This window comes from Mesorhizobium sp. WSM4898 (assembly GCF_029625845.1).
Lineage (GTDB): Bacteria > Pseudomonadota > Alphaproteobacteria > Rhizobiales > Rhizobiaceae > Mesorhizobium.
Genome location: NZ_JARTVQ010000015.1, coordinates 21,814 through 46,403 on the forward strand (window position 1 = coordinate 21,814; position 24,590 = coordinate 46,403).

Consider the following 24,590-nt stretch of genomic DNA (forward strand, 5'->3'; position numbering starts at 1 on the left):
GATGGGAGTTCCTCTGCCGCCTCTCGAGATGAGGAACTAGGCGACCACCTCGCCATACTCCCTCACCTTCCCGTCCTGCCCGCGAATCCGCCATGTCTCGCTGTCCCGGCCCTCGATGTGGCTGGGGCCGAGCGGCACCTTGCCGCCGCCATCGGGCAAATCGATGACATAAGTCGGGTTGCAGATGCCGGAGAGGCGCCGGCGCAGTTCCGCGGCCAGCGCCTGGCCCTCAGCAATCGTGGTGCGGCGGTGCGCCATGCCCGGCGCCAGATCACCATGGTGAAGATAGTAAGGTTTTACGCCCAGCCGATAGATCAGCTCGCGGCAGAGCTCTTCCAGCACCTCGACCTTGTCGTTGACGCCCTTCAAGAGAACGCTCTGGTTAAGCAGAACAAAACCCGCCTGACGCATGGTCCGGCAAGCCGTTTCGGTGGCCGGCGTAATCTCGCGCGGGTGGTTGAAGTGGGTGACGACCGTCACCATTAGTCTTCCCTGCAGGGATGCCGTCAGGCCGGGCGTGATGCGCGACGGCAGCGCCACGGGCACGCGGGTGTGGATGCGCAGGAGCCGCACATGCGGGATGGCCTCGATGCGGGCGCGGATTTCGGCGAGCGCCTTGTCGGGCAGCGACAGCGGATCGCCGCCGGTCAGGATCACCTCGCGGATCTCGCTATGTTGGGCGATGTAAGCGAGGGCTGGCTCCAGCGCCTCGCGCGTATAGCCGCGGCCGATCGAAGTCAGCGCCTCCTTGCGAAAACAAAAGCGGCAATAGACCGCGCATTGATAGGTCGGAAACAAGAGCACGCGGTCGGCATGGCGATGGGTCAGCCTGGGCACCGGGCTGAAGGCGTGATCGCCGATCGGATCGCCGAGCTCGCCCTCGGCAGTGATCAATTCGTCCGGCGATGGGATCACCTGCGCGCGGATCGGATCGTTCGGATCGTTCCAGTCGATCAGGTCGAGATAGGCTTTCGGCACGCGCACCTTGTGGGCGGCGGCGGCTTGCTGCGCAGCGGCGCGCTCGGCCGGTGAGAGCGGCAGGGCTGCGAGGTCGCGCACATGGCGCACGCCGGCACGCACGTCGTCCTGCCAGGCGGCGTCGGGTCCGCGCGCGGCTTCCTTGAGATCGGTATTTGAGGTCATTGGGGTCTCGGTACGAACTTGCGCGGGATATCGGCCGGATGGATGGCCGGGTCAATCGTTTTGGTTGCCGCAGAACGGTGGAGTGGCGCGCGAGACCGGCCGGGCCTGATGCCCGGCTTGTCTCGTGGCTTTGAGCGCGACGAAATTGGCGCTAATTTGGCGCAGGCTTCGGGGGGCGAGACGAATGGATTTCAGCGCAGGCCATGGCTACCTTCTCATCGGTGGGCTCATCCTGGTCGGCGCCGGGCTGCTGATCATTTCGCTGATCGTCAATCTGCGCGTGGCGCACAGCGTGCGCGACGAACTGCGCCATCGCGAAAAGCTGCTGGAATATTATCGCAACATCTTTTCGCAGCTAGGCGTGATCCTGATCGGCATCGGCGTTTCGCTGTTCATCTTCTTCTTCCAGCAGAACTATCAGGACCAGCGCAAGCGCGAGACCGAGCTGCAGCAGGTTCTCGCCAAACTGGCGGCGCGCGTTGCCCGCGGCGCCCCCGTCATCGAAACGCTGGGCGAGTTCGACGAGATACTGGATGAGGGCAGCGCCTATGTCGGCCCCGAACACGGCGGAAGCAACGCCGCGATCACCGCCAGGGGAACGGAGCTCGCCAAGCAGGTCGAAAAGATCCTGCTGGTCGAACGTGATGTCGATGTTCGAGACTTCGAAATCCTGAACCTGTCGCGCGACCTCGAAGCCACCTTTGTCGTCAACGAGATCGATCCGACGCTGTGGTTCAACATCGTGCGCGACGAGAACGAGATCAAATACGCGACGACGCAGTTAGCCCTCGACTACAAGGACCTGCATGAGGCGATCGGCGACGAGGCGGTGGAGGCCGCGGTCGCCAAGCCCGACAAGGAACCGAAGATCAAGCACGAGGTGCTCGACATCCTCTATGACGCCGACCTGCTGCGCCAGCGCAGCAGGCGGTTTCTCGCCCGCGCCTGCTGGCTCTTCAGCAAGGGCAAGAGTTTCGTCGCCCTTGCACCGGTTGATGCGATCGAGACCGACACCAAATCGCAGCAGGAATGGATCGACCGCGCGAAATCGGTGCTGACGCAGACAAAGACGGGCAGCGGCGACTGCTTCAAGCTGCTCCGCTACGGGCAGGCATCCTGAGCCCGCTGGTCTTTGTTTTGATGCTGTCGTTCACCCAGAATCGCCGCACGGCTCTGGGTGAAGCGATCAGTCTCCCACCCGCTGCAGCCTGCCCAGATGATTGTCGTCGAGGAACTCGATCGTCATCGCCGAGGCCTTGCCGTCGGGGCCGACGACGAAGCTCACGCCCGCCGGCCGGTCCGGCGTCTCGGCGTCGGGATGGGTCAGGAACAGATCGGCGTCGAAATGCGTCAGCGAATAGGACCGCGCTCCGGCCGGTCCGACCTCGAGCACAAGGCCGTCGCCCGCGCTCGACACGGTCACGCCGCCGATGAAGTCATTGCCGTAGCGGCCGGAATAGGCGCTGGCCGGCCGGGCCGGCCTTGGCGGAGACGGAGGCGCGGCATATTCGGCCTTGGCCGCGGCGATCGCCGGACCCAGCATCCCGGCATAGATTCCGTCCCAGGCCTCGACCCAGTCCTTTTCGACTTTTCCGTCGAAGACCAGATCGGCAAAGCTGTCGGACAACCCTTCCGGGACACCGGTCGGGAAGGCGTTCGTAAGGATAACGATGCCAAGCTTCTCCTGCGGAAACAGCGTCGCCACCGTACGCGCACCGACGCTGAAGGCGCCTGCATGGCCCCAGCTCAGGCCGTGCCGGCCGAAATCAATATTCCAGCCGAGGCCATAGAAAGACTCGCCTCCGGTTACGGGATTGCGGCCGAGCGCCATCTGGGGCAGATGCGTCTGTCGCAGCGCATCGGAAGCAATCAGCGTCCGGCCGGCATAAACCCCGTCGCCGAGCACCAGGCGCATCCATTGCATGAGATCGCGCGCGCTGGAATTCACGCCGCCCGCTGGCGCCTGAGGATCGACATTGCGCTTGACCTTTGCGGCCCAGACGCCGTCGATCTTGACATGCAGCGCGGCGCGATTGGCGCGGCTGATGAAGTCCGCGTGACGGGAGCTGGTCGCGGCCATTCCAAGCGGGCGGTAGAGCTTTTCCTCCGCGACCGTCTCCCAGGGCTTGCCTGTCGGCTTCGCGGCCGCCACGGCACCCTCGGTCAGCCCGAAATTGCTGTAGGAATAGCCGGCGCGAAAGCTCGACGATGGCGACACAAAGCGGAGGCGGCGAAGGATCTCGGCGCGGTCGTAGCCGATGCCCTCAAGGTCGTCTCCGGCAGTGCCGGGAAGGCCGCTGCGATGCGTGAAAAGATCGCGGATGGTGAGTTCGCCGGTGGGATAGGGATCGGCAAGGCGGAAGGCCGGATCGAGATCGGCGATCTTCGAATCCCAGGATACCACCCCGTCGCTGACCAGCGCGGCCACGACGGTAGCCGAGATCGGCTTCGAAAGGGAGGCGATCTGGAACACCGTGTCGGCGTCGACCGGCTCCGGTCTGCCGGCTTCGCGATGCCCGAAACCCTTGAGGAAGATCACCTTGTCGTCATGCACGACGCCGATGGCAAGGCCGGGGACGGCACCATCGGCGACGGCGGCTTGCGCCAGCGCTTCGAGCTTCGGCAAGGCGGCGGCGATGCGCGCGGGCGTGAGGGGATCGGCCGATGCCGCGTGCGGCCAAAGCGCCAGTCCGGCGATGAAGGCCAAAACCGTCAAATGACAGAGATCCCGACCAAGCCGCATCGCGCGCTCCCTTCCCTGCATTCACCCTAAGATTGTACAGGCCGGCACCGGCCTGGCCAAGCCCTGCGCCGCCCTGATCATCCTCCCAATCGACTGGTGTGGCGCCGGGTGCGTCCCTCACCTCTGGGCCTGCGCCCGCCTTAGAAGATCCGGCCGTCCCCGACATCATGGCTGTGCTCTGGACACGCCAAGTTTGCGTTCCTTCGCGCCCCCCTCTGTCCTGCCGGACATCTCTCCCACTTGGGGGGAGATCAGATGTGGCGCCGGCTTTCGCCAATCATCGCGAAAGGCCGGATATTAGATTCGGGTTCTCCCCGGGATTCCGCCACGCAAAAGCCGCCAAGTCAGGCGAAGGCCACAAGGGCTTTGGTTTGAATTGGGGTTATAGCATGCGGCTGGTCTGGGCGTTTTTGTTCGCGCTGGCGAGCGGCGTGGTTTTCGCGGCATCGCCGGAGGACGACTATATCGCCGCGCGCGACAAGGCGATTTCCGACATCGCGGCGCAGGAGAGCTCGAACGCGGAAGTGGAGGCGCTCGATGGCGCCAACACCAAGGCGCTGGCCGATCTGGAAAAGCGTCTTTCCGCCATTCTCGGCCCGCTTGCGGTCAAGGATTTTCCGGCAACCGGCACGATCAATCTGCAGAGCCTGAGCGCCTCCGATATTGGCTTCGGCATGCTGGACGGGCTGCGCTACGCCAAGAGCGATACCGGCCCGAGCATCGTCGCGACGACCCGCGGGTTGGTCGAGCGCTGGCTGCGGTCCAAGGCCGACGAGGACGATGAAGGCCTGCGGCTGCCCGCCGGCATCGAGGAGGCGCTCAAGCTAGACGCCTTCTATACGCAGGCGATCGGCAGCGACGCCGCATTCGTGAAGACGCTCGACTTTTCACTGAAGAAGCCCGAAGGCGCCGATATCGCCGTCGCGCGGCTCGGCGGCTGGACGCAGGATGTCGGACCGATCTACGACCAGCAGGTCGTCGTCGCGGTCGTCAAGGGCGACCGCGTCCTGGTCGCCGAGGCGCCCGCGTCCCCGCCCGTGCCGAAGATCGCGGCCTGCGAGGCGCTTTGGACCGCGGCGGACGCGGCTGCCCAGAAATTTCAGCAGACCTATCAGAACTCGGACCTGAAGGACCAGCAGGCCTATGATTCCGCCAACGCCGCCTGGGAAAAAGGCGACGGCGATTATCGCGCCTGCATGGGCGAGCGCCTGCCGGGCGATCCGGGCTTCCCGGCACTGCTTGCCGAGGCCCAGCAGCTTGCTGACCGGATGACCGGCAAGTAGGCCCAGAGCGATGAAGCGCTGAGCTGGCTAGACACCCTTCCTCAGCTCGCGGCGGCCCTCATGTTTCGCCGGCGCCTGGCGGTGGGTCGCGCCGGCTCCACGATATGCCCGTTGGTGACATGCCCGTTCGTCACGGGCACAACATCCTGCCGGGCCCGGGCGTCCGTCACCCTGTGCAGCCGCTCATAAGGCAGCAGCTCCTTGATGCGGGCATTCAGCGTCTCGACCTCGGCGCGCAGGTCCTCGCATTCCTGTTTCTGGATATCGAGCTGGATCTGCTCCGACGCCTGCTGCAGCGATAGCTGCGAGAGGTTGGTACTGATCACCGACAAATTCTTCTTGTCCAATTCGCTCTCGTTCCTGAGAACGGCAAGCTTCTCTTCCGCGATCTGCCGCTCGGTCACGGCGTCATTCAACTGCGCCCTCAGTCCTGTCGCCTCGGCGACCGCATCGGTCTTGTCGATGGAGGCCTGCTCGAGCCGCGATTGCAGCTCCTGGATTTCGGAGCGCAAGCCGCGCAGCTCTGCCCTGCTCCGCGCCAGCTCCGCCGCGCCATCGCTTTCGGCAATGCGGGCGGCTTCGGTTACCTCGGCAAGCTTGGCCTGCGTCGTCTCCAACGATTTCTGCAGCCGGGCCTCCTCCTTCTCGTGGCTGCCGAGCTGGGCCATAAGTTCGGCAATCCGCGTGGCTTCGTTGGCGTGGGTCGCCGCGAACTCGTCGAATTTGTGCCGGGCCTCGGCCTCGCGCTTTTGCGCCTGCTCCAGCTCGATCGAAAGCCCGACCTGCTTCTCGCGCAGCAGCTTGTTCTCGACAGCGCGCCTGTCGGCTTCGACGGTCTTGGCCGTCAGGGTCTTGACGATCTCACCGAACTCAGCCTCGCGCCTGGCGCTCTCATTGCCCATCTCGACCATTTCGAGCCGCACCGCTGCAAGCGCCTCGCGCAGCGACTCCCTGTCCTGGACGAGACTTGCCTCGCGTTGCTGCCAGGCCTCGGCCGCGCCGTCGCGTTCGCGCTGCTTGCGCGTAGCGTCAAGCAATTGTTCCGACAAGGCCTTGTGTTCGGCGCCCAGAGCGGCGTTCTCCAGCTCCAGCTCATTGGCGCGCAGCGCATCGCGATGCAGGGCGTTCAGGATATCGCGCGTCATGTGGTGCGCTGTGGCGATCTCGGCCAGCCTTGACCCGATCTCCTCCAGATGACCCTGTCCGTCGCGGAAGAGTCCGGAAACGGCTTCCAAGGCGGCCAACCGTGTCTGGGTGTGCGGCGTCAGCCGGGAGGCGGAACCCTCGGACTGAGTCTCGCCCGGCGGATCCTCCTCGCTTGCCGCCAGGTCGGCGGCAGAATCGTATCCCGGGGACGTCTCTTCGTCAGCCGAAAGACATTCTTCGAAAGCCTCTGCCAGATCCGACTGGAGCTCTTGAAATTCCTTGTCTACGTCCTCGGCCCGTTTGATCAGGGATTTGAAATTCATAACGGCACACCTCTTACGCTCACACCCGCCGTATTACTTAACGAATTGCTAATCTAGCCCTTAACGTTCCGTACGGGAAGCCTGACCAAAAGAAGGAAGGAATTAAGGTTATCGCGGATTTCCAGAGGCTTGCGCGGTGTTCCGTCAGCGGCATCTGCGCTCAGCGCGGTAAACGGTTAGAATGGCCTGCGTCGGCCGCACGTCATCGAGCCGCAAGCGAGCACCTGGCGCCCGCTGCGGGCGGATCACTCGTTGGAAGGGGAGCCACGCTCCAGCCAGCACCTACGCCAGCGTTGGCCGTTCCATCTAGCGCCGAGGTTCCGTCATGCCGCAGGGGCCGGACCCGCCGGTCCAACCCCTGCATCCAGGCATCAGCTCTTGATTTCGATACGCTTGGCCTGCGACTGCGCCTTCGCGGTCTTGGGCAGCATTACCGTCAGCACGCCGTTCTTGAAGCGGGCATCGATCTTGTCTTCTTCGATCTCGTAGCCCAGCGGGATTCGACGCTCGAAGCGGCCATAGATGCGCTCGGAGAACTGCCGCTCCTTGTCCTCCGTCTCGGAGCGCTTTTCACCCTTCAGCGTCAGCACGCCATCATCAAGCAGCACCTCGATGTCCTTCTCGTCCAGGCCCGGGACTTCGGCCGCCACCTTGATCTCCTTCTCGTTGTCGGAGATCTCAACGCTCGGCCAGCCGGCACCAAAGGCTGATACGCCGCCTGGGGATGGCAAGCCGGAACCGAAACCCCGGAAGACGTCGTCGAACAGCCGATTCACCTCGCGATGCAGCGACAGGAAAGGATCGCGTTCGCCGTCGCGGAAGACACTTGGAACCTGGTTACCATTGTTTCGGCCCCAGGGAATCAGATCACGAACACTCATGTTTTCCTCCTTTCTGTTCATCCGGAAGACAAGGCCCACAAGCGCCGGGAACATCACCCGGCGCTTGGCGCAAAGCGCGGCGAGAAGGCTCAGGCCGCCTTGTTGTCGGCCTTTATTTTCTTTGTCGCGGCCGTTGGCGATGATTTGTCCGCCGTGATCTCGATCCGGCGCGGCTTCATTTCTTCCGGGATCTCGCGTTTGAGGTCGATTGTCAGCAGACCGTTGACGAGGCTCGCATCGACGACCTTGACGTGATCGGCAAGCTCGAAGCGACGCTGGAATGCGCGGCCGGCAATGCCGCGATGCAGGTACTCGCCGTTGTCCTCGCCTGCCTTTTGGCCAGAGACCATCAGCATGTTCTGCTCCTGGGTAATGGCCAGTTCGTCCTGGCTGAAGCCTGCCAGGGCCATGGTGATGCGGTAGTCGTCCTCGCCGCTCTTGGCGATATCGTAGGGCGGCCAGTTGTCAGCGGTTTCGATGCGGCTTGCGGTCTCGAGCGCGTTCAGCATTCGATCGAAGCCGATGCTCGACCGGAACAGGGGAGAAAAGTCGAAACTGGTTCTCATAGCTACATCCTCCATTGAGCAACATAGATACGAGGAGCGCCAAGGCAGCGGCGCTCCTTGACCTTGCCGGCCACATCAGGCGCCGGCAGGTTCGATTTGGGAATTGATTCCTTTGCCGTCAAGAGGTCCGGGGCGCGCCCGTCAAAGCTGCATAATTACCTTTGTTTTCACGGCGCTAGCACTCGGCTGTTGCGAGTGCCAAAAAATTTCTTGCGGCCTCTTGAAACCGGCGCGTGCAAAACCAAATCCACATGCGCGAGGCCGAAAGGGTCGCGAGCCCCGCTCCGGTCCTTCCGGTCCGGAGTGGAGGAACCTCTCAAAATCTGTTTGTCCCGAAGGAGAACGATATGAAGTTCCATCCATTGCATGACCGCGTTCTGGTCCGCCGCGTCGAGGCCGAGGAGAAGACGGCCGGCGGCATCATCATCCCGGACACGGCGAAGGAGAAGCCGCAGGAAGGCGAGATCATCGCCGTCGGTTCCGGCGCGCGCGACGAGAGCGGCAAGCTCATTCCCCTCGACGTCAAAGTCGGCGACCGCATCCTGTTCGGCAAGTGGTCCGGCACCGAGATCAAGCTCAACGGTGAAGACCTGCTCATTATGAAGGAAAGCGACGTGATGGGTGTGGTCGAGCAGACATCGGCGTTGGGAAAAGCGGCTTGAACCGGCCCAACCCGATCGGTGAATGAAAGGTGCCTGCTGAAGGAGTGTTCCAATGGCTGCCAAGGAAGTGAAATTCCATTCCGACGCCCGCGACCGCATGTTGCGCGGCGTCAACATCCTCGCCGACGCGGTGAAGGTCACGCTCGGCCCTAAGGGCCGCAATGTCGTCATCGACAAGTCGTTCGGCGCTCCGCGCATCACCAAGGACGGCGTCACTGTCGCCAAGGAGATCGAGCTCGAGGACAAGTTCGAGAACATGGGCGCGCAGATGGTGCGCGAGGTCGCCTCGAAAACCAGCGATATCGCCGGCGACGGCACGACCACCGCGACCGTTCTCGCCCAGGCCATCGTCAGGGAAGGTGCCAAGGCCGTTGCCGCCGGCATGAATCCCATGGATCTGAAGCGCGGCATCGACAAAGCCGTCGAGGCTATTGTTCAGGAGTTGAAGACCAACGCCCGCAAGGTGACCAGAAATGACGAGATCGCCCAGGTCGGCACGATTTCGGCCAATGGTGATGCCGAGATCGGCCGTTTCCTTGCTGAGGCGATGCAGAAGGTCGGCAACGAGGGCGTCATCACCGTCGAGGAAGCCAAGACCGCCGACACCGAGCTGGAAGTGGTCGAAGGCATGCAGTTCGATCGCGGTTATCTCTCGCCTTACTTCATCACCAATCAGGATAAGATGCGCGTCGAGCTCGAAGAGCCCTATGTGCTGATCCACGAGAAGAAGCTTTCCAACCTGCAGGCGCTGCTGCCGGTTCTGGAGGCGGTGGTTCAGTCGGCGAAGCCCCTGCTCATCATCGCGGAGGATGTCGAGGGCGAGGCGCTCGCGACGCTGGTGGTCAACAAGCTGCGCGGCGGCCTGAAGGTTGCGGCCGTCAAGGCTCCGGGCTTCGGCGACCGCCGCAAGGCCATGCTGGAGGACATCGCCATCCTCACCGGCGGCACCGCTATCAGCGAGGATCTCGGCATCAAGCTTGAGAACGTCACGCTGGAGATGCTCGGCCGCACCAAGAAAGTGGTGGTCGAGAAGGAGAACACCACGATCGTCGATGGCGCCGGCAAGAAGGAGGAGATCCAGGGCCGCGTCGCGCAGATCAAGGCGCAAATCGAGGAGACCACCTCGGACTACGATCGCGAGAAGCTGCAGGAGCGTCTGGCCAAGCTCGCCGGCGGCGTGGCTGTGATCCGCGTCGGCGGTTCGACGGAGGTCGAGGTCAGGGAGCGCAAGGACCGCGTCGACGATGCCATGCATGCGACGCGCGCGGCGGTCGAGGAAGGCATTCTTCCGGGCGGCGGCGTGGCGCTGCTCAGGGCCGCCAATGCGCTCGACGCGGTGGCTGCCGACAACCCCGACCAGAGATACGGCGTCGACATCGTGCGGCGCGCCATCGAGGCGCCGGCGCGTCAGATCGCCGAGAACAGCGGGGCGGAAGGCTCGATCATCGTCGGCAAGCTGCGCGAGAAGACCGATTTCGCCTATGGCTGGAACGCCCAGACCGGCGAATATGGCGATCTTTTCAGCCAGGGCGTTATCGATCCGGCCAAGGTCGTGCGCACCGCGCTGCAGGATGCAGCCTCGATCGCCGGCCTGCTCGTCACCACCGAGGCGATGGTCGCCGAGAAGCCGAAGAAGGAAGCGGCACCCGCCATGCCCGCCGGCGCCGGCATGGACTTCTAGGACGCTGGGGAGGCGCGGCGCCGACACAGCCAATCTCCCCCGACAGGGTTCAATTGGGGGAGATTGGTCGGCAGGGCAAAAGGGAGCGCGAGGGAAACGGCACCCTTCTGAATTGACAAGAACCGGAAAAGCGAGAAAGCACTCCGCGACAGATCGGCTGGCGGGACGCGTCCCCTTTGTCCTGTCGGACATCTCCCCTCATCGGCGGAGATCGGCAGCTTCGACACGCCGCGGCGCGACGGGCCAGAGTTACTATGTGGGAAGATTCTGAATGACGACGGATACCAAGACGACGGAAACCAGGACATTCGAGGCGGATGTCTCGCGGCTGCTGCACATGATGGTGCATTCGGTCTATTCGGACCGGGACGTCTTCCTGCGCGAGCTGATCTCCAACGGCGCGGACGCGTGCGAGAAGCTGCGCTTCGAAGCGATCACCCGTCCCGAGCTGCTGGGCGAGGACGCAAAGCCGCGCATCACTATTTCGGCCGACCCCGACAACAAGCAGCTTGCCGTCGAGGACAACGGCATCGGCATGGGCCGCGAGGAGATGGCCGAGGCTCTGGGCACCATCGCACGCTCCGGCACCCGTGCGTTCATCGAGCGCGTCGAGGCTGGCAAGGCGACTGAGGACTCGCAACTCATCGGCCAGTTCGGCGTCGGCTTCTACTCCGCTTTCATGGTGGCCGATCATGTCGATGTCATCAGCCGGCAGGCCAGCAGCGAGGAAGCCTGGCGCTGGTCTTCCGACGGCAAGGGCACCTACGAGATCGCTCCCGTGCCGCTTGCGGCAGCTCCCAGGCGCGGCACGCGCGTCGTGCTGCATCTGATGGACGATGCGAGTTCCTACACCACGCCTTACCGGCTCGAAGGGCTGGCGAAGTCGCAGTCCGGCCACGTGCCGGTGCCGATCACGCTTGTTGAGAAGCCGGGCGCCGAGCCGCGCGATGTCGCCGACGGCACGGCGCTCTGGGTGAGGCCGAAGAGCGACATAAAGCCCGAGGAATATACCGACTTCTACCGCAGCATCGCCGGCCAGTATGACGAGCCGGCCGCCACCATCCACTTCCGCGCCGAGGGTCGGCACGAATACAGCGCACTTGCCTTCGTGCCGGGCTCGCGTCCGTTCGATCTCTTCGACCAGGACCGCAAGGGTCGTATGAAGCTCTACGTGCGGCGCGTCTTCATCACCGACGATGCCGACGTGTTGCCGCGCTATCTGCGCTTCGTGCGCGGCCTGGTCGATTCCGCCGATCTGCCGCTCAACGTCTCGCGCGAGATGATCCAGGAAAGCCCGCTGCTCGCCGCGATCCGCAAGGGTGTCACCAACCGCGTCCTCGGCGATCTGGGCAAACTCGCCGATAACGATGCCGAGGCCTACGCCAAGATCTGGGAGAATTTCGGCGTCGTGCTCAAGGAAGGCATCTACGAGGACTACGAGCGGCGCGAGCAGCTGCTGAAGCTCGCCCGCTTCCGCTCGACCGCTTCCGGCGAGACGCTGCGCAGCCTGGCCGATTATGTCGCCGCGATGAAGGAAGGGCAGAAGGCGATCTTCTTCATGGCCGGGGAAGACCGCGCCCGGCTCGAGGTCTCGCCGCAGCTCGAAGGGTTCCGGGCGCGCGGCATCGAAGTGCTGCTTTTGACCGATCCGGTCGACAGTTTCTGGACGACGATGGCGCCGGAATTCGACGGCAAGCCGTTCAAATCGGTGACGCAGGGCGCGGCCGAACTGTCGGAGATCCCGCTGCTCGACACCGCGTCCAAGCCGGATGCCGAAATCTCGTCCGAAATCGCGACCTTCCTGGCCTTCGTGAAGACGGCGCTGGGAGACGAGGTCTCGGACGTGAAGGCCTCCGACCGCCTGACCGAAAGCGCGGTCTGCCTGGTCGCACCGGAGCACGGTCCCGACCGCCAGTTCGAGCGGCTGCTCAACGCCGCCGGCCGCCTCGACAAGGCGGCGAAGCCGATCCTCGAGATCAACCCGCGGCACGAGCGCGTCACGGCGCTGGCGAAGCTCGGCGACGGCGAGCGCGCTTTCAAGGAAGACGCCGCGCATCTGCTTTACGACGAGGCGCGCGTGCTGGACGGCGACAAGCCAGCCGATGCCAGGGCGTTTTCGGCGCGGCTTGCTCGCCTGATCGAGCGCGGTTTGGCGAGGGAGTAGTGGGGGCGTTGGGCGCCTCACGGAGCCCGGATCCTGCCGTGACTTCTCACGAGGAGGCGGCGCAAGGGTGAGATCGGTCGCGATCCTTCGCGCCCCCCTCTGTCCTGCCGACGGGTCAAGGCTTCTCCACGCTACTACGCTCGGAGGTCAGAGCGCCGCCCTACCCCCTCAGCCCCGGTGCCTCTTGCCCCGTCCTGGCGACATATTCCGTATAGCCGCCGCCATAGGTGTGGATGCCATCCGGCGTGAGCTCCAGCACGCGGTTCGATAGTGCGGACAGGAAATGGCGGTCGTGCGAGACGAACAGCATCGTGCCTTCATATTGCGCCAGCGCCTCGATCAGCATCTGCTTGGTCGCCATGTCGAGGTGGTTGGTCGGCTCGTCGAGCACCAGAAGGTTCGGCGGATCGAACAGCATCAGCGCCATGACCAGCCTTGCCTTCTCGCCGCCCGAGAGCACGCGGCACTTCTTCTCGATCTCGTCGCCGGAAAAGCCGAAGCAGCCGGCTAAAGCCCTGAGCGGTGCCTGGCCGGCCTGCGGGAAATTGTCTTCCAGCGTCTGAAACACGGTGCGCTCGCCGTCGAGCAGTTCCATGGCGTGCTGGGCGAAATAGCCCATCTTGACGCTCGGACCGCGCGCCACCGAGCCCTCATCCGGCTCGGAGGCGCCGGCCACGAGCTTCAAAAGCGTCGACTTGCCGGCGCCGTTGACGCCCATCACGCACCAGCGCTCGCGGCGGCGGATCTGGAAGTCAAGGCCGGCATAGATCGAGCGGCTGCCATAGGATTTGTGGATGCCCTTCAGCGTCGCCACGTCCTCGCCGCAGCGCGGCGCAGGCTGGAACTCGAAGGCCACCGTCTGGCGACGCTTGGGCGGCTCGACGCGGTCGATCTTGTCGAGCTTCTTCACCCGGCTCTGCACCTGGGCGGCGTGCGAGGCGCGCGCCTTGAAGCGCTCGATGAAGGCGATCTCCTTGGCAAGCATCGCCTGCTGGCGGTCGAACTGCGCCTGCAGCTGCTTGTCGGCCAGCGCCCGCTGCTCCTGGTAGAATTCGTAATTGCCGGAATAGGAGGTGAGCGCGCCGGCGTCGATCTCGATCACCTTCGAAACGATGCGGTTCATGAACTCGCGGTCATGCGAGGTCATCAGCAGCGCGCCGTCATAGTCCTTGAGGAATTTCTCCAGCCAGATCAGGCTCTCAAGATCGAGATGGTTGCTCGGCTCGTCGAGCAGCATGACGTCGGGCCGCATCAGCAGGATACGGGCGAGCGCGACGCGCATCTTCCAGCCGCCGGAGAGTTTTGCAACGTCGCCGTCCATCATCTCCTGGGAGAACCCGAGGCCGTCGAGCACCTCGCGGGCGCGGCCGTCGAGCGCATAGCCGTCGAGTTCCTCGAAGCGGTGCTGCAACTCGCCATAGCGCTCGATGATCGCGTCCATCTCGTCGGCGCGGTCGGGATCGCCCATGGCGTGCTCGAGCTCGCGCATCTCGGCTGCGACGGCGCTCACCGGGCCGGCGCCTTCCATCACCTCGGCGACGGCGCTCATCCCCTCCATGTCACCGACATCCTGGCTGAAATAGCCGATGGTAACGCCGCGATCGACTGAGACTTGGCCTTCGTCCGGCTGCTCCTGGCCGATGATCATGCGGAAGAGCGTCGTCTTGCCGGCGCCGTTCGGGCCGACGAGGCCGACCTTCTCGCCCTTCTGCAGGGCGGCCGAGGCTTCGATGAAGACGATCTGACGGCCGTTCTGCTTGCCGATATTTTCGAGACGGATCATGGGGCGGTCCGGGAAACTGCGCTGAGATGGCGGGATTTGCCCGGGGCATACGCGAATGAGGCTGCGGAGGGAAGAGGCAGAAGCGCCGCATCCGCGCGCTCGGCTATTCCTTCGAGGCAGAACCCAGCCGCGGTGAAATTGATTGGCGTCGCCGACCGATCGAGCGCTTAGTGCTGGAGCCAACCACTTGATGGGCTCTGGCAAGGGAGGTCAACCATGGCCATGTACCTGACGCGCTTCAGCTACACGCCCGAGACCTGGGCGCGAATGATCGAAAACCCCGAGGATCGCCGCAAGGCAGCCAGCTCATACATAGAATCGGTCGGCGGAAAGCTGCACGGGTTCTGGTACGCGTTCGGCGAACACGACGGGTGGAACCTGTGGGAGGCGCCGGACAATGTTTCGATGGCGTCCGTCGTGCTCGCCATCGGTGCCGGAGGGGCACTCAGCTCCTGCGAGACCACCGTCCTCCTCAGCGTCGAGGAGACGATGGACGCGCTAAGCAGGGCGAAAGCGATCCGTTATCGGCGGCCTGGAACGTAGAGCCGAGAAAAGCCGCCTCGGAGGGGTGTCACCTCGCGTCGTGGAAGATGATACCGAACGTATGTCGCCTGCCCGAGCGCAGGCGGCTGACGCCGTGGCGCAGGTTGACGCGATAGTAACCTCGCGTGCCCTCCACGGGCCGGTTGTGCACGGCGAAGATCACCGCGTCGCCGCGCTTGAGCGGCACCACCTCGGCGCGGCTCTGCATGCGCGGGCGCTGCTCGGTCAGCACGAATTCGCCGCCGGTGAAATCCTTGCCGGGTTCGGAGAGCAGGATCGCCACCTGCAGCGGAAAGGCAAGCGCGCCATAGAGATCCTGGTGCAGACAGTTGAAGTCGCCGGGGCCGTATTGCAGCAGAAGCGGCGTCGGCTTGGTTTGGCCCTCGTCGTGGCAACGCTTTAGGAAGGCGGCGTGGTCGGAAGGGTAACGGAGCGCGGCGCCCATCTTCTCGTTCCAGTCGTTGGCAACGCCGGCGAGCCGTGGATAAAGCGCAGTGCGCAGGCCCTCGATCAGATCAGGCAGCGGATAACGGAAATAGCGGTACTCGCCCCTGCCGAAGCCATGGCGCGCCATCACCACATGGCTGCGGAAATGTTCTTCGTGCGGATAGAGCGCGGCGATTTCGGCGCATTCCTCCGGCGAAAGCAGGCCGGGCACGACAGCGCAGCCCTGGGCGTTGAGCTCGGAGACGAGCGCGCGCCAGTCCTGCGCGGCGACACGGGATTCGGCGGAGCGTCCGGCGCGTTTGGTGTTGAGGGAATGGACGGTCATGAGCGCCTCCTTTGATGCCATCAAAGTGGGGCGGAGGCGAAGCGGCGGCCACCCGATTCCTGCGGAAATGGCGCGACCTTTACGGTGAACCGGCCGCAACGAAGCCCGAGCGGCCCTGCGCGCGGCGGAATGCCTGCTGCAGGCGCGGGTTGAGGCGCACCGCGTCGCGGCCGGCCTGGATGGTCCGCTCGACCTGCTCCGGCGTCAGCCTCAGCCGGGTCGGGATGACGTTCAGCGCGGCTGCCTCGTCTGGCGGCAGGTCGGCGAAGGAGACCAGTTCAACCACCATCTGGACGTCGCGGCACTTCCAGCCGGACAGGCTGCCGCGGTAGCGCGCTACCACCGCCGCCGGGAGGCTGCAGCGATATTTGACCAGCTTTTCGCGCCACAGCCGGAATTCGAGCTTGAGGGAATCGAATTCGTCGCGCACCGAGGACGCGATCGAGGTGCCGGCGGTGGCGTCGATCATGTCGACCAGGCCCGGTCCCTGCTTGACCTTGACCCAGTCGGGTTCTTTCCTGCGGCCCGCATCGGCAACGATCATGATCAGCGTTCGCATCCTCACCGCCGCCTGCGGCGACAACGGGCTGTGCGGACTGACGGCGATGTCGAGCGATTCCGCGAAGCCGACCACCGCGATGTTGTCGGTCAATCCGCCGTCGAGCAGCTTGATGTAGTTGACGCGGTCGTTGTTCTGGTAGGACTCCATGGCGCGAGCCGCGGCCTTGACCCGTTCCGGTGCCTCCGGATCGTTGAGACCGCGTTCGATCCAGTCCGGCTGCTTGTAGTTGCATCTAGTTGTCGGCGTGGTCGTCGAGACGACAACCGGCGCGAACACCGCGGGGAACGCCGCCGAGGCCGCCACCGCATCGGCGATACGAAGCTTGTCGAGATCGCTGCAGATGGCCGCGAAACGGTCGTAGGTGAAGCCGAAGGCCGTGCCGTTGTAGATGTCGGATGCGTGGATCCAGACCAGCGGGGCGCCGGGACGTCTGAAGGCGCTGTAAGTGGCACCGTCGAACAGGTTCCTGTCCAGCCACGCGGCAAAGGTGCTGCGGTCGTTGACGCCGCCTTTCCACAGCCGCGCCAGATTGGCCGGAGCGAGCTTGGCGGTGTGCAGCGAGCTCTCGGCATCGCGCAGCAAGAAGCGCTCGCGAAGCTCGCGATAACCACGCCCTTTGTAGCCGAGATAGGCCGCCGTCACCGCACCGCCAGAAACGCCGCCGACGACGCGCACGTCGTCGATCAGCGTATGCGCTCGCCCGCCGCTGCCGACCACGACATCGTCGAGCGCCCGAAGCACGCCATAGCTGAAGGCGGTGGCGCGCGTGCCGCCGCCAGAGAAGGACAGCGCGACCACGGTCGACCCGTCGGCGGGAGCATCGGGAATGTAGTCCGGCGAGCCAGGCCCGACTTGCGTCACATGGGTGTTGATGGGCTCGACATCATTGGCGACACATCCGGCCAGCAGCGCTGCTGCCAACACAAGCAAGCCCACACGCCAACGCATCGAGGTCCCCCCGATCGCCCGTTCCCGGCCTCAGTCTATGCGCAGCAGGCAGAGCAAGGCAACGGCCAGCCCCGGGGTCCTTCACCTCAAGCGTTCCGGCGGTACCCCTCCAGTTCCGGATCGAGATCCACCTTCACTCCATTGGTGAAGACGCAGGTCGCCACCATGATGCCGGCGAAGGCGACGAGGTTGACGAGCAGCGTTTCGTCGTAGCGCGCCTTCAGCGCGGCCCAGGTCTCGTCGGCAACGGCATTGGCGTCGGCGGCGAGCGCCCTGCCGAAGGACATCAGCAGCGCTTCGTCCGGGCTGGGTTCGATCGCGTCCGGATCGAGGCCGAAGTCGATCAGCGCGCGGCGGAAGAAGGTAACCGGGATCTCGGCGCGCATCGTCTCGGCGATCGCCTTCGAAAACAGCCAGATCGCCCGGTCGTCGAGCGTCGGACGCAGGAGATCGCGCAGCGTGAACCATTCGGCGTAGATGCGGTGCGCGGCCGGGGAGTGAAGCAGGATGCGCTTCATGTTGGTCAAGCGGCCGCGCAGCGCAAGCTCCCGGTCATGCTCGACGCGGATTTCGTCGGAGGCGGTCGCATAGTCGATCGCAGAGAGATGCGCCACGGCCCCTCACCCCAGCGTCGCGTGCAGCGCCGGCGCGCCGCGCAGCGTGTTGGAGACGGTGCAGATCGTCTCGGCATCCTCGACGATGCACTGCTTGGTCGCGGCGTCGAGGTCGCCGGCAATCTCCAACCGGATATTGAACCTTTCCACCCGCGACGGCTCGTCCTTCGCCTTCTCGCCTCCGACATCCGCCCTCACCTCGCCAAGCCGGTCGGCGACGCCGAGGCGGGTGGCGGCGATGCGGGCGCTCAGCACCATGCAGGCGGCCAAGGAGGCATAGAGCAGGTCGAGCGGGTTGAAGCCCGGCGCGCTGACCGCAGTCACCACGTCGACCGTGCCGCCGGTCGGCGTCGTTACCGCCGGCAAGCCGCCCGGCGGCAGCACGGCGCAGGCGCCGGTAGCACGGGTTCTGATCTTCAGCTCGCTCATCGAAAGTCCTTCGTCCGGGTTTGGAGGCCATTGATAGCGGACGGGAATCTATCTCGGCAACCATCCAGGGCACAGCTGCGGTTCTCTTCGTGCGAGGTGGTCCGTGGAAGGGCTGATCTGCCGCGTTCCGGCTTGGCAATTTGCCTCCGCCAGTCAACAATCCGCGGCACCGCGCTGCTGGGCCAATGGAAACGGGATTGAGGGTCATGACACCACGGAAATTTGCCACGCACGCCGCTCTCGCCGTCGCTGTTCTTTGGCCCGCCGCCGGCCAGCCGGCAGATGGCGTCCATCCTGGCCCGATGTCGCGCACGCAAGCCTTCGCACGCGCCGAAGCACTGACAGCGATCGGGCAAAGAATGTTCTTCGACCCATCGCTGTCGGCTTCGGGCAGACAGGCCTGCTCGTCCTGCCACGATCCCAACCACGCCTTCGGTCCGGCCTCCGCCGCGCCGGTCGAGATGGGCGGGCCGAACCTCGACCGGCCTGGCCTGCGCGCGGTGCCGTCGCTGCGCTACCTGCAGGCGGCGCCCGCCTTCACCGAGCATTTCTACGATTCCGAGGACGAGGGCGACGAAAGCGTCGACAATGGCCCGACCGGCGGATTGACTTGGGACGGGCGCGCCGACCACGGCAAGGACCAGGCGAGGATCCCGCTGCTGTCGCCGTTCGAGATGGGCAACAAGGATGAAGCCGCCGTGGTCACCGCCTTGCGCAAAGCGCCCTATGCCGACGCGTTCAAGGCGGCGTTCGGCGCGGATATTTTCGACCATCAGCAGGATGCCTTCGACGCGGCGGTCGAGGCGCTCGGCACCTTCGAGCAGAGCAGCGCCGACTTCTACCCCTATTCCAGCCGCTACGACGCCTTCCTTGCCGGCAAGGCGCAGTTGACCGCGCAGGAGTTGCGCGGCCGTGCGCTGTTCGAGGACGCAAACAAAGGCAATTGCGCGAGCTGCCATCTGAGCGAGCCGGCAAATGACGGCGAGCCGCCGCAATTCACCGATTACGGCCTGATCGCCATCGCCGTGCCGCGCAACCAGGCGATCCCGGCCAACGCCGATCCCAATTATCTCGACCTCGGGCTGTGCGGGCCGCTGCGGGCCGACTTCAAGGGCCGGAGCGAGTATTGCGGCCTGTTCAAGACGCCGACGCTGCGCAATGTCGCGCTGCGCAAAAGCTTCTTCCACAACGGCTATGTCCACTCGCTGCGCGAGGCTGTCGCCTTCTACGTCACTCGCGACACAGATCCGGGGCGCTGGTATCCGAAGAACGCGGACGGCACGGTCGAGAAATTCGACGATCTGCCAAAGGCCTACTGGGGAAACCTCAACACCGACCCGCCCTTCAACGGCAGGAAACCAGGCGAGAAGCCGGCGCTGACCGACGCCGAGATCGACGACATCGTCGCTTTCCTCGGCACGCTGACCGACGCGGACCAGGCCGGGCAGTGAGGCTCGGTCAGACGCGGCTGACAAGCGATCGAACGACGCAACCAGCGATTGCTCGCTGAGGCGTCTTTGCTAGAATGCGGCGGGCACCGCTCGTAGCGGCGCACGGGGGCATTTGGAATGGCGGGGTTGGCGACTCATTTTTGGGGATGGCCGCGGCCTGTGCGGCCGATGCTGGCGTTGATGTTGTTGTCCCTCGTCGTTGCGGAGCCGTCTTCGGCCGCGATCCATGAGTACGACGATCATCCGGCCTGCGACGGCAAGACTGTCGAACCTGCTCGGCGCATCGTCGCCTGCACACAGGTCATCGAGGATCGATCGGAGACGAAAGGCAATCACGTGGCCGCTTTTGTCATACGCGGTACTGCCTTCGCGGCGCAAGGCGACCTCGATCGCGCCATCGCCGACTACAGCGAGGCGATCAAGATGGATCCGAAACTCGCCAACGCGTACTACAACCGTGGCAACGCCTGGCGCGGAAAAGGGGAGCCCGATCGAGCCATCACCGATTACGACGAGGCGATCAATCTCGACCCGAACGGCGCCGACCCCTACTACAACCGCGGCGTGACGTGGGCCGACAAAGGTGAGAACGATCGGGCCATTGCAGACTTCGGCATGGTGCTCAGGCTGACGCCGGCCGACGCCGGTGCCTATTGCAACCGTGGCAACGCGTGGTTCAACAAGAACGAACTCGGTCGTGCCATCGACGATTTCGATCAGGCCATCAAGCTCAAGCCAACGGACGTGGATTGCCTGAACAGTCGGGCCGACGCCCTGGCCGGCATGGGCGACGAAGCGCGCGCGCTTGCCGATCACGAGACGGTGATTCGCCTCGATCCGAACAATGCGCACGCACTCTATCGACGCGGCAACGCCCGCTCGAATATGCGCGACTATGACGGCGCAATCGCCGACTACAACGGGGTCATCGCTGCCGACCCGAAAGATGCGAGCGCCTATTACAACAGGGGCCTCGCCTTGTGGAACACGGGCGATCTCGACCGGGCGCTGAGCGACCTCGATAGCTCGATCAGCCTCGACCCGAAATTCGCCGTCGCCTATCGCACCCGGGGATCAGTTCGAATCGACAAGGGCGATTTCGACCGAGCCATAGCCGACTATGACCAGGCGATCGCCCTTGATTCAAAGCAGGCAGGCACCTTTTTCGCCCGAGGCTCGGCTTGGTCGATGAAACGCGACTACGACCGCGCCATTGCCGATTTCGACCAGGCGATCGCTCTCGATCCAAAGTTGGAGGGCGCCTATGCCGGCCGTGGCTTGGCCTGGCTTCGCAAGGGCGACAATGACCGCGCCGCCGCCGACTATGACGAGGCCATCGCGCTCGACCCGACGGATGCCAGTGCTTTCAATTGGCGAGGCTTCGTATGGGCCAGCAAGGGCGACTACGACCGCGGTATCGCCGATTTCGACCGGGCCATCGAGATCTACGGCAAGAATGCGGGATTCTTCTACAATCGCGCCAAAAGCTGGACGGCAAAAGGGAACTACGAAAAGGTCATCGCCGACTACGATCAGGCAATCGGCCTCGATCCCAACTTCGCCAACGCCTACCGGGGCCGCGGCCTGGTGCATTTCTATGCGGGCGCGCTCTCAGATGCGCAGTACGATTTTCGTCGATTGGCCGCCCTGAAACCCGACGATCCTTATTCCGCGATCTGGCGCGACTTGGCCGAGCGCCACGCCGGCGGGCAAAGCGAATTGCGTGCTGCGACAGGCAAGCTCGATATGACGAAATGGCCGGCACCAGTCGCGCGCATGCTGCTCGGCGACCTAGCGCCGGCCGAGGTGCTGGCGGCCGCGGACGACCCGAATCCGCAAACCAGGCAGGGGCAGGTGTGTGAGGCCAATTTCTATACCGCGGAACTCAGTCGGTTGCAGGGGCACAGCGACGAGGCGGTGCGGCTCTACCGGCTCGCGGTAAGCGATTGTCCCAAGAGCTTCGTCGAGTATCGCGGCGCGACGATGGCCTTGAAGGCGCTCTACGCTTTGCCGTAGCGACCTCGAGGATATCGACGCGATAAAGCGCCCTATTGCTGAACCGATCGGAAAGCGCACCCTGTGTGAGCCAGTCACAGACCGACAGAAAGCATCTGCTACATTAGCATCTCGTCAGAGCGGGGGCTCAAATGAGATTCGTAGCGGTGCAAGAACCGCCTCATCATAGCTGGGCGGTGCTCGACATGGCCAATGACAAGCCCGCCGAACATGCCGGGCGCGCGCTCATCGGTCTCACGTCGCACGAAGCCCGGCGGTTCGCCGCCGCGGCCAACGATGAAGCGGGGTATCGGGAAACCAACGCGCTGGCGTCGCATCCAGGCGGATAAGGCATGGCACTGACGGTTCGCAATTCGCCGGGAAACGACAAGCGAACAAGCGGTTGAGACGGCGTGCTGCCAGATTGATTCAAGTGCCTCACCCGGCCGGCGCGTAGCGGTTCACCACCATGCCGCAGGCATAGGCCTTCGAGCCGGTGAGCTTCAGCCTGGCGAAGCCCGCCTGGTCGAAGATGCGACGGCCGGCACCCAGCACCGCCGGGTTGATGGAGAGCTGGAACTCGTCGACCAGCCCGGCGGCGATCAGCGCCGAGGCGAAGCCGGCGCCGCCGAACACGGCAATGTCGCCGCCCTCGCCCGCCTTCAGCGCATTGATCTCGCGCGGCAGATCGCCGCTCGCGACCCTGGTACGCTCCCACCGCGACGCCTTCAGCCTGTCGCTCAGCACCACCTTGTCAGCTGTCACGATACGCTGGGCGAAGGCATAGAAACGGTCTCGCGGAAATTTCCTCGCCGCATTGCCCCAGTGATTGAGGTAGCCCTCTTCGGCCATCTTGCGGCTGAGCAGAATCGTGTCGACGGTTGCGAACACGGCATTGAAGTCCTGCTTGAGCTCGTCGTCCCAGTCGCTCTCGTCGCCCCATTCCCAAAGCTGCCAACGACGGTTCTCGTCGGCGCCGACGAAGCCGTCGACCGACATCTGCATTTGCAGGATGAGCTTTTTCATTGCGCGGTCCTCTCGCATCTCCAAATACGGTTTACTTTTGAAATCATTTGACGCGCGAATGGAATGATGTCAATTGAAAAGTGATTTACAAATGGAACTAATTTCATGTCGACCAAGGAAAGGTCCGGCTGCCCGATCAGCCTGTCGCTCGAGCTCATCGGCGACCGCTGGACGCTGCTCATCATCCGCGACCTGGCCTTCGCCGGGAAAAGGCATTTTCGCGAGTTCCTGCAGTCGGACGAAGGCATCTCGTCGCGCACGCTCGCCGAGCGGCTGCAGACCCTGGTCGACGAAGGCGTCCTCACCCGCAGCGACGACCCGACCCACAGGCTGAAAGCGATCTACCGGCTGACCGAGGCCGGCATCGACCTTTTGCCGATACTCGCCACGCTTGGCGCTTGGGGCAGCAAATATCGAAAGGCGGATGAGGATTTGGCGCGGGTTTCCAAGGAACTAGCGGCAGGTGGCCAGCCGGCGCTGGAGCGGATGAAGAAGAGGTTGAGGAAGGAGCATTTGGGGTAAGGCGTTCCACGCCGCCAATTGCCCAAAGTCGAGTTCTACGGCGAAGGATCGCGGCGTCGATAAGATCCTGCCCGCAGGTTCCGTTTCCCGTCTATGCTCCCCTGCGCTAGACTCCGCCTGAACAGGATCGACCGCCATGATCGTCCAGGCCTGCATCAACGGCGCCCGCGGCGCGGATTTCCACCCCGCCCTGCCGCTCGACCCGGATGCCATGGCACGCGACGGCGCGGCCTCGGTTGCGGCGGGTGCCGCCGAACTGCATGTGCATGCGCGCGGCGCCGACCGGCAGGAAAGCCTTGCCCCGGAAGCGATGGACCGGACGGTGACGGCGCTGCGCCGCGCCTGCCCCGGCACGCTGATCGGCATTTCGACCGGCGCCTGGATCGAGAAGGACGACAGGCGCACGATTGCCGCCATCGCCGGCTGGCATGAGCTGCCCGACTACGCCTCGGTCAATCTCAGCGAGGCGGCGGCGCCCGAAGTGATGGAAGCGTTGCGCAACCGCGGCGTCGGCATCGAGGCCGGGCTGGCGTCGATCGGCGATGCGCTCAGGCTGGCCAATCTCGATCATGGCCGCCGGGTGCTGCGCGTCCTGATCGAGATTTCCGAGCAGACGCTGGAGGAGGCCTTTGCCGTCGCCGACGGCATCGAAACGCTGCTGCAACGCGAAGGCATTCACCGCTCGATCCTGCTGCATGGCGAGAACGCGACCGTGTGGCCCTTCGTCGAGCGGGCGGCGGCGCGGAAGTTTTCGACCCGTGTCGGGCTCGAGGACGGTAAGGAGTTGCCTGATGGGACGGTGGCGGACGGGAATGCGGCGCTGGTGAAGGCGGCGGTGAGGATCTATCGCCGGGCTTGACTTGGCTCCTCGCCCCCTGGGGAGGACCCAAGGCCAAAAGTCAGCCGAACTTCGTCAGCGGCTTGGCGGTTATCTCGACCCATTCGCAGCGCCGGCTACGGTGGTAGAAGGATTGGAAGGGCGGCGGGAACGACGGATCCGCGAACGCCCCTACCGGAATTGCAGTTAGGCCGGGCTGCGTGTCGATGCGATAGTGCACTGTGGTCCCGCAATCAGGGCAGAAGCTGTAGGTTATCTGCCCGCCCTGCTCGCCGGTGCGCGTGAACTGCAGCGCGCGCCCGTCTATCGTCACATCGGCCTCGGCAAAGCGCACATTGTAGCTGAAGGCGCTGCCTGTGCGCCGCTTGCAGTCGAGGCAATGACACACCGAGATGCGCACCGGCTCGCCCGCGCAGGTGGCCGACAGCTGACCGCAGGAACATTCGGCGCGTCGCGTGACCATGCTGGCTCCTTTCGACCGAGTCTCGGCACCTTATGCAGTTCGGCGGCGTGGT

23 protein-coding genes are annotated in these 24,590 nt (G+C 64.4%); 11 read left to right on the plus strand and 12 right to left on the minus strand.

Translation table 11 applies throughout. From position 1 onward, the window contains the following. Positions 1-36: 36 nt before the first annotated feature. The gene (locus tag P9228_RS29775) at positions 37-1,143 is read right to left on the minus strand and encodes a KamA family radical SAM protein (RefSeq protein ID WP_278056958.1); all 1,107 of its coding nucleotides are present in this window, start codon (positions 1,141-1,143) and stop codon (positions 37-39) included. Positions 1,144-1,327: 184 nt separating this feature from the next. On the opposite strand from P9228_RS29775, the gene P9228_RS29780 reads away from it, so the two are divergent. Continuing rightward, positions 1,328-2,263, plus strand: coding sequence for a hypothetical protein (locus P9228_RS29780; protein ID WP_278056960.1), 936 nt, complete (start codon positions 1,328-1,330; stop codon positions 2,261-2,263). Positions 2,264-2,329: 66 nt separating this feature from the next. Here P9228_RS29780 and P9228_RS29785 read toward each other — a convergent pair whose 3' ends face one another. Further along, on the minus strand, positions 2,330-3,886 hold the full coding sequence (locus P9228_RS29785) for a serine hydrolase (protein WP_278056962.1): 1,557 nt from the start codon (positions 3,884-3,886) through the stop codon (positions 2,330-2,332). A 389-nt stretch (positions 3,887-4,275) separates the two neighbouring features. Between P9228_RS29785 and P9228_RS29790 the strand changes: the two genes are divergently transcribed. Further along, complete coding sequence (locus P9228_RS29790; protein ID WP_278056629.1) at positions 4,276-5,169, plus strand: hypothetical protein; 894 nt, start codon at positions 4,276-4,278, stop codon at positions 5,167-5,169. Between the two features lie 41 nt (positions 5,170-5,210). Here the strand turns inward: P9228_RS29790 and P9228_RS29795 are convergent, their stop codons facing one another. The 3 genes from P9228_RS29795 to P9228_RS29805 all read right to left on the minus strand — a co-directional run bounded on the left by P9228_RS29795 (position 5,211) and on the right by P9228_RS29805 (position 8,085). Beyond that, complete coding sequence (locus P9228_RS29795) at positions 5,211-6,638, minus strand: hypothetical protein (RefSeq protein WP_278056963.1); 1,428 nt, start codon at positions 6,636-6,638, stop codon at positions 5,211-5,213. Positions 6,639-7,009: 371 nt separating this feature from the next. Next, positions 7,010-7,519 carry an Hsp20/alpha crystallin family protein gene (locus P9228_RS29800; RefSeq protein WP_278056965.1) on the minus strand — a complete coding sequence of 170 codons (510 nt, stop codon included), beginning with the start codon at positions 7,517-7,519 and terminating at the stop codon, positions 7,010-7,012. 89 nt (positions 7,520-7,608) lie between these two features. Further along, the gene (locus P9228_RS29805) at positions 7,609-8,085 is read right to left on the minus strand and encodes an Hsp20 family protein (protein ID WP_278056967.1); all 477 of its coding nucleotides are present in this window, start codon (positions 8,083-8,085) and stop codon (positions 7,609-7,611) included. Positions 8,086-8,432: 347 nt separating this feature from the next. Between P9228_RS29805 and groES the strand changes: the two genes are divergently transcribed. The 3 genes from groES (at position 8,433) to htpG (ending at position 12,592) form a co-directional block, all read left to right on the plus strand. Then, positions 8,433-8,747, plus strand: coding sequence for a co-chaperone GroES (gene groES / locus P9228_RS29810; protein ID WP_066992870.1), 315 nt, complete (start codon positions 8,433-8,435; stop codon positions 8,745-8,747). A 52-nt stretch (positions 8,748-8,799) separates the two neighbouring features. After that, positions 8,800-10,428 (plus strand): chaperonin GroEL, encoded by a 1,629-nt coding sequence (gene groL / locus P9228_RS29815; RefSeq protein ID WP_066992865.1) that lies wholly within the window; start codon positions 8,800-8,802, stop codon positions 10,426-10,428. A gap of 271 nt (positions 10,429-10,699) precedes the next feature. Then, the gene (htpG, locus tag P9228_RS29820; RefSeq protein WP_278056970.1) at positions 10,700-12,592 is read left to right on the plus strand and encodes a molecular chaperone HtpG; all 1,893 of its coding nucleotides are present in this window, start codon (positions 10,700-10,702) and stop codon (positions 12,590-12,592) included. A gap of 160 nt (positions 12,593-12,752) precedes the next feature. Here the strand turns inward: htpG and P9228_RS29825 are convergent, their stop codons facing one another. Then, on the minus strand, positions 12,753-14,375 hold the full coding sequence (locus P9228_RS29825) for an ABC-F family ATP-binding cassette domain-containing protein (RefSeq protein WP_095824639.1): 1,623 nt from the start codon (positions 14,373-14,375) through the stop codon (positions 12,753-12,755). Positions 14,376-14,591: 216 nt separating this feature from the next. Here P9228_RS29825 and P9228_RS29830 point away from each other — a divergent pair, with 216 nt between their 5' ends. Then, positions 14,592-14,918: a GYD domain-containing protein gene (locus P9228_RS29830; RefSeq protein WP_164747035.1), complete on the plus strand. Its 327-nt coding sequence runs from the start codon at positions 14,592-14,594 to the stop codon at positions 14,916-14,918. Positions 14,919-14,946: 28 nt separating this feature from the next. Here P9228_RS29830 and P9228_RS29835 read toward each other — a convergent pair whose 3' ends face one another. The 4 genes from P9228_RS29835 to P9228_RS29850 all read right to left on the minus strand — a co-directional run bounded on the left by P9228_RS29835 (position 14,947) and on the right by P9228_RS29850 (position 18,243). Then, positions 14,947-15,690, minus strand: coding sequence for a 2OG-Fe(II) oxygenase (locus P9228_RS29835; RefSeq protein ID WP_278056972.1), 744 nt, complete (start codon positions 15,688-15,690; stop codon positions 14,947-14,949). A gap of 79 nt (positions 15,691-15,769) precedes the next feature. Then, a complete protein-coding gene (locus P9228_RS29840; protein WP_278056974.1) occupies positions 15,770-17,200 on the minus strand; it encodes a patatin-like phospholipase family protein in 1,431 nt (476 codons plus the stop codon). A gap of 86 nt (positions 17,201-17,286) precedes the next feature. Continuing rightward, positions 17,287-17,814: a hypothetical protein gene (locus P9228_RS29845; RefSeq protein WP_278056976.1), complete on the minus strand. Its 528-nt coding sequence runs from the start codon at positions 17,812-17,814 to the stop codon at positions 17,287-17,289. A gap of 6 nt (positions 17,815-17,820) precedes the next feature. Beyond that, positions 17,821-18,243, minus strand: coding sequence for an OsmC family protein (locus tag P9228_RS29850; RefSeq protein ID WP_127215420.1), 423 nt, complete (start codon positions 18,241-18,243; stop codon positions 17,821-17,823). A gap of 206 nt (positions 18,244-18,449) precedes the next feature. Between P9228_RS29850 and P9228_RS29855 the strand changes: the two genes are divergently transcribed. The 3 genes from P9228_RS29855 to P9228_RS29865 all read left to right on the plus strand — a co-directional run bounded on the left by P9228_RS29855 (position 18,450) and on the right by P9228_RS29865 (position 22,039). Further along, the gene (locus P9228_RS29855; RefSeq protein WP_278056978.1) at positions 18,450-19,694 is read left to right on the plus strand and encodes a cytochrome-c peroxidase; all 1,245 of its coding nucleotides are present in this window, start codon (positions 18,450-18,452) and stop codon (positions 19,692-19,694) included. 186 nt (positions 19,695-19,880) lie between these two features. Further along, complete coding sequence (locus P9228_RS29860; RefSeq protein ID WP_278056980.1) at positions 19,881-21,710, plus strand: tetratricopeptide repeat protein; 1,830 nt, start codon at positions 19,881-19,883, stop codon at positions 21,708-21,710. Between the two features lie 185 nt (positions 21,711-21,895). Beyond that, positions 21,896-22,039 (plus strand): hypothetical protein, encoded by a 144-nt coding sequence (locus tag P9228_RS29865; RefSeq protein ID WP_156751089.1) that lies wholly within the window; start codon positions 21,896-21,898, stop codon positions 22,037-22,039. Positions 22,040-22,127: 88 nt separating this feature from the next. On the opposite strand, the gene P9228_RS29870 is transcribed toward P9228_RS29865, so the two are convergent. After that, positions 22,128-22,715 carry a dihydrofolate reductase family protein gene (locus P9228_RS29870; protein ID WP_278056982.1) on the minus strand — a complete coding sequence of 196 codons (588 nt, stop codon included), beginning with the start codon at positions 22,713-22,715 and terminating at the stop codon, positions 22,128-22,130. A 105-nt stretch (positions 22,716-22,820) separates the two neighbouring features. On the opposite strand from P9228_RS29870, the gene P9228_RS29875 reads away from it, so the two are divergent. Together P9228_RS29875 and P9228_RS29880 are read left to right on the plus strand one after the other, a co-directional pair. Next, positions 22,821-23,237, plus strand: a complete 417-nt coding sequence (locus P9228_RS29875) for a helix-turn-helix domain-containing protein (protein ID WP_067325410.1) — start codon at positions 22,821-22,823, stop codon at positions 23,235-23,237. A gap of 136 nt (positions 23,238-23,373) precedes the next feature. Then, positions 23,374-24,096 (plus strand): 3-keto-5-aminohexanoate cleavage protein, encoded by a 723-nt coding sequence (locus tag P9228_RS29880; protein ID WP_278056983.1) that lies wholly within the window; start codon positions 23,374-23,376, stop codon positions 24,094-24,096. A gap of 40 nt (positions 24,097-24,136) precedes the next feature. Here the strand turns inward: P9228_RS29880 and P9228_RS29885 are convergent, their stop codons facing one another. Beyond that, a complete protein-coding gene (locus P9228_RS29885; RefSeq protein WP_095801529.1) occupies positions 24,137-24,538 on the minus strand; it encodes a GFA family protein in 402 nt (133 codons plus the stop codon). Between the last annotated feature and the right edge of the window lie 52 nt (positions 24,539-24,590).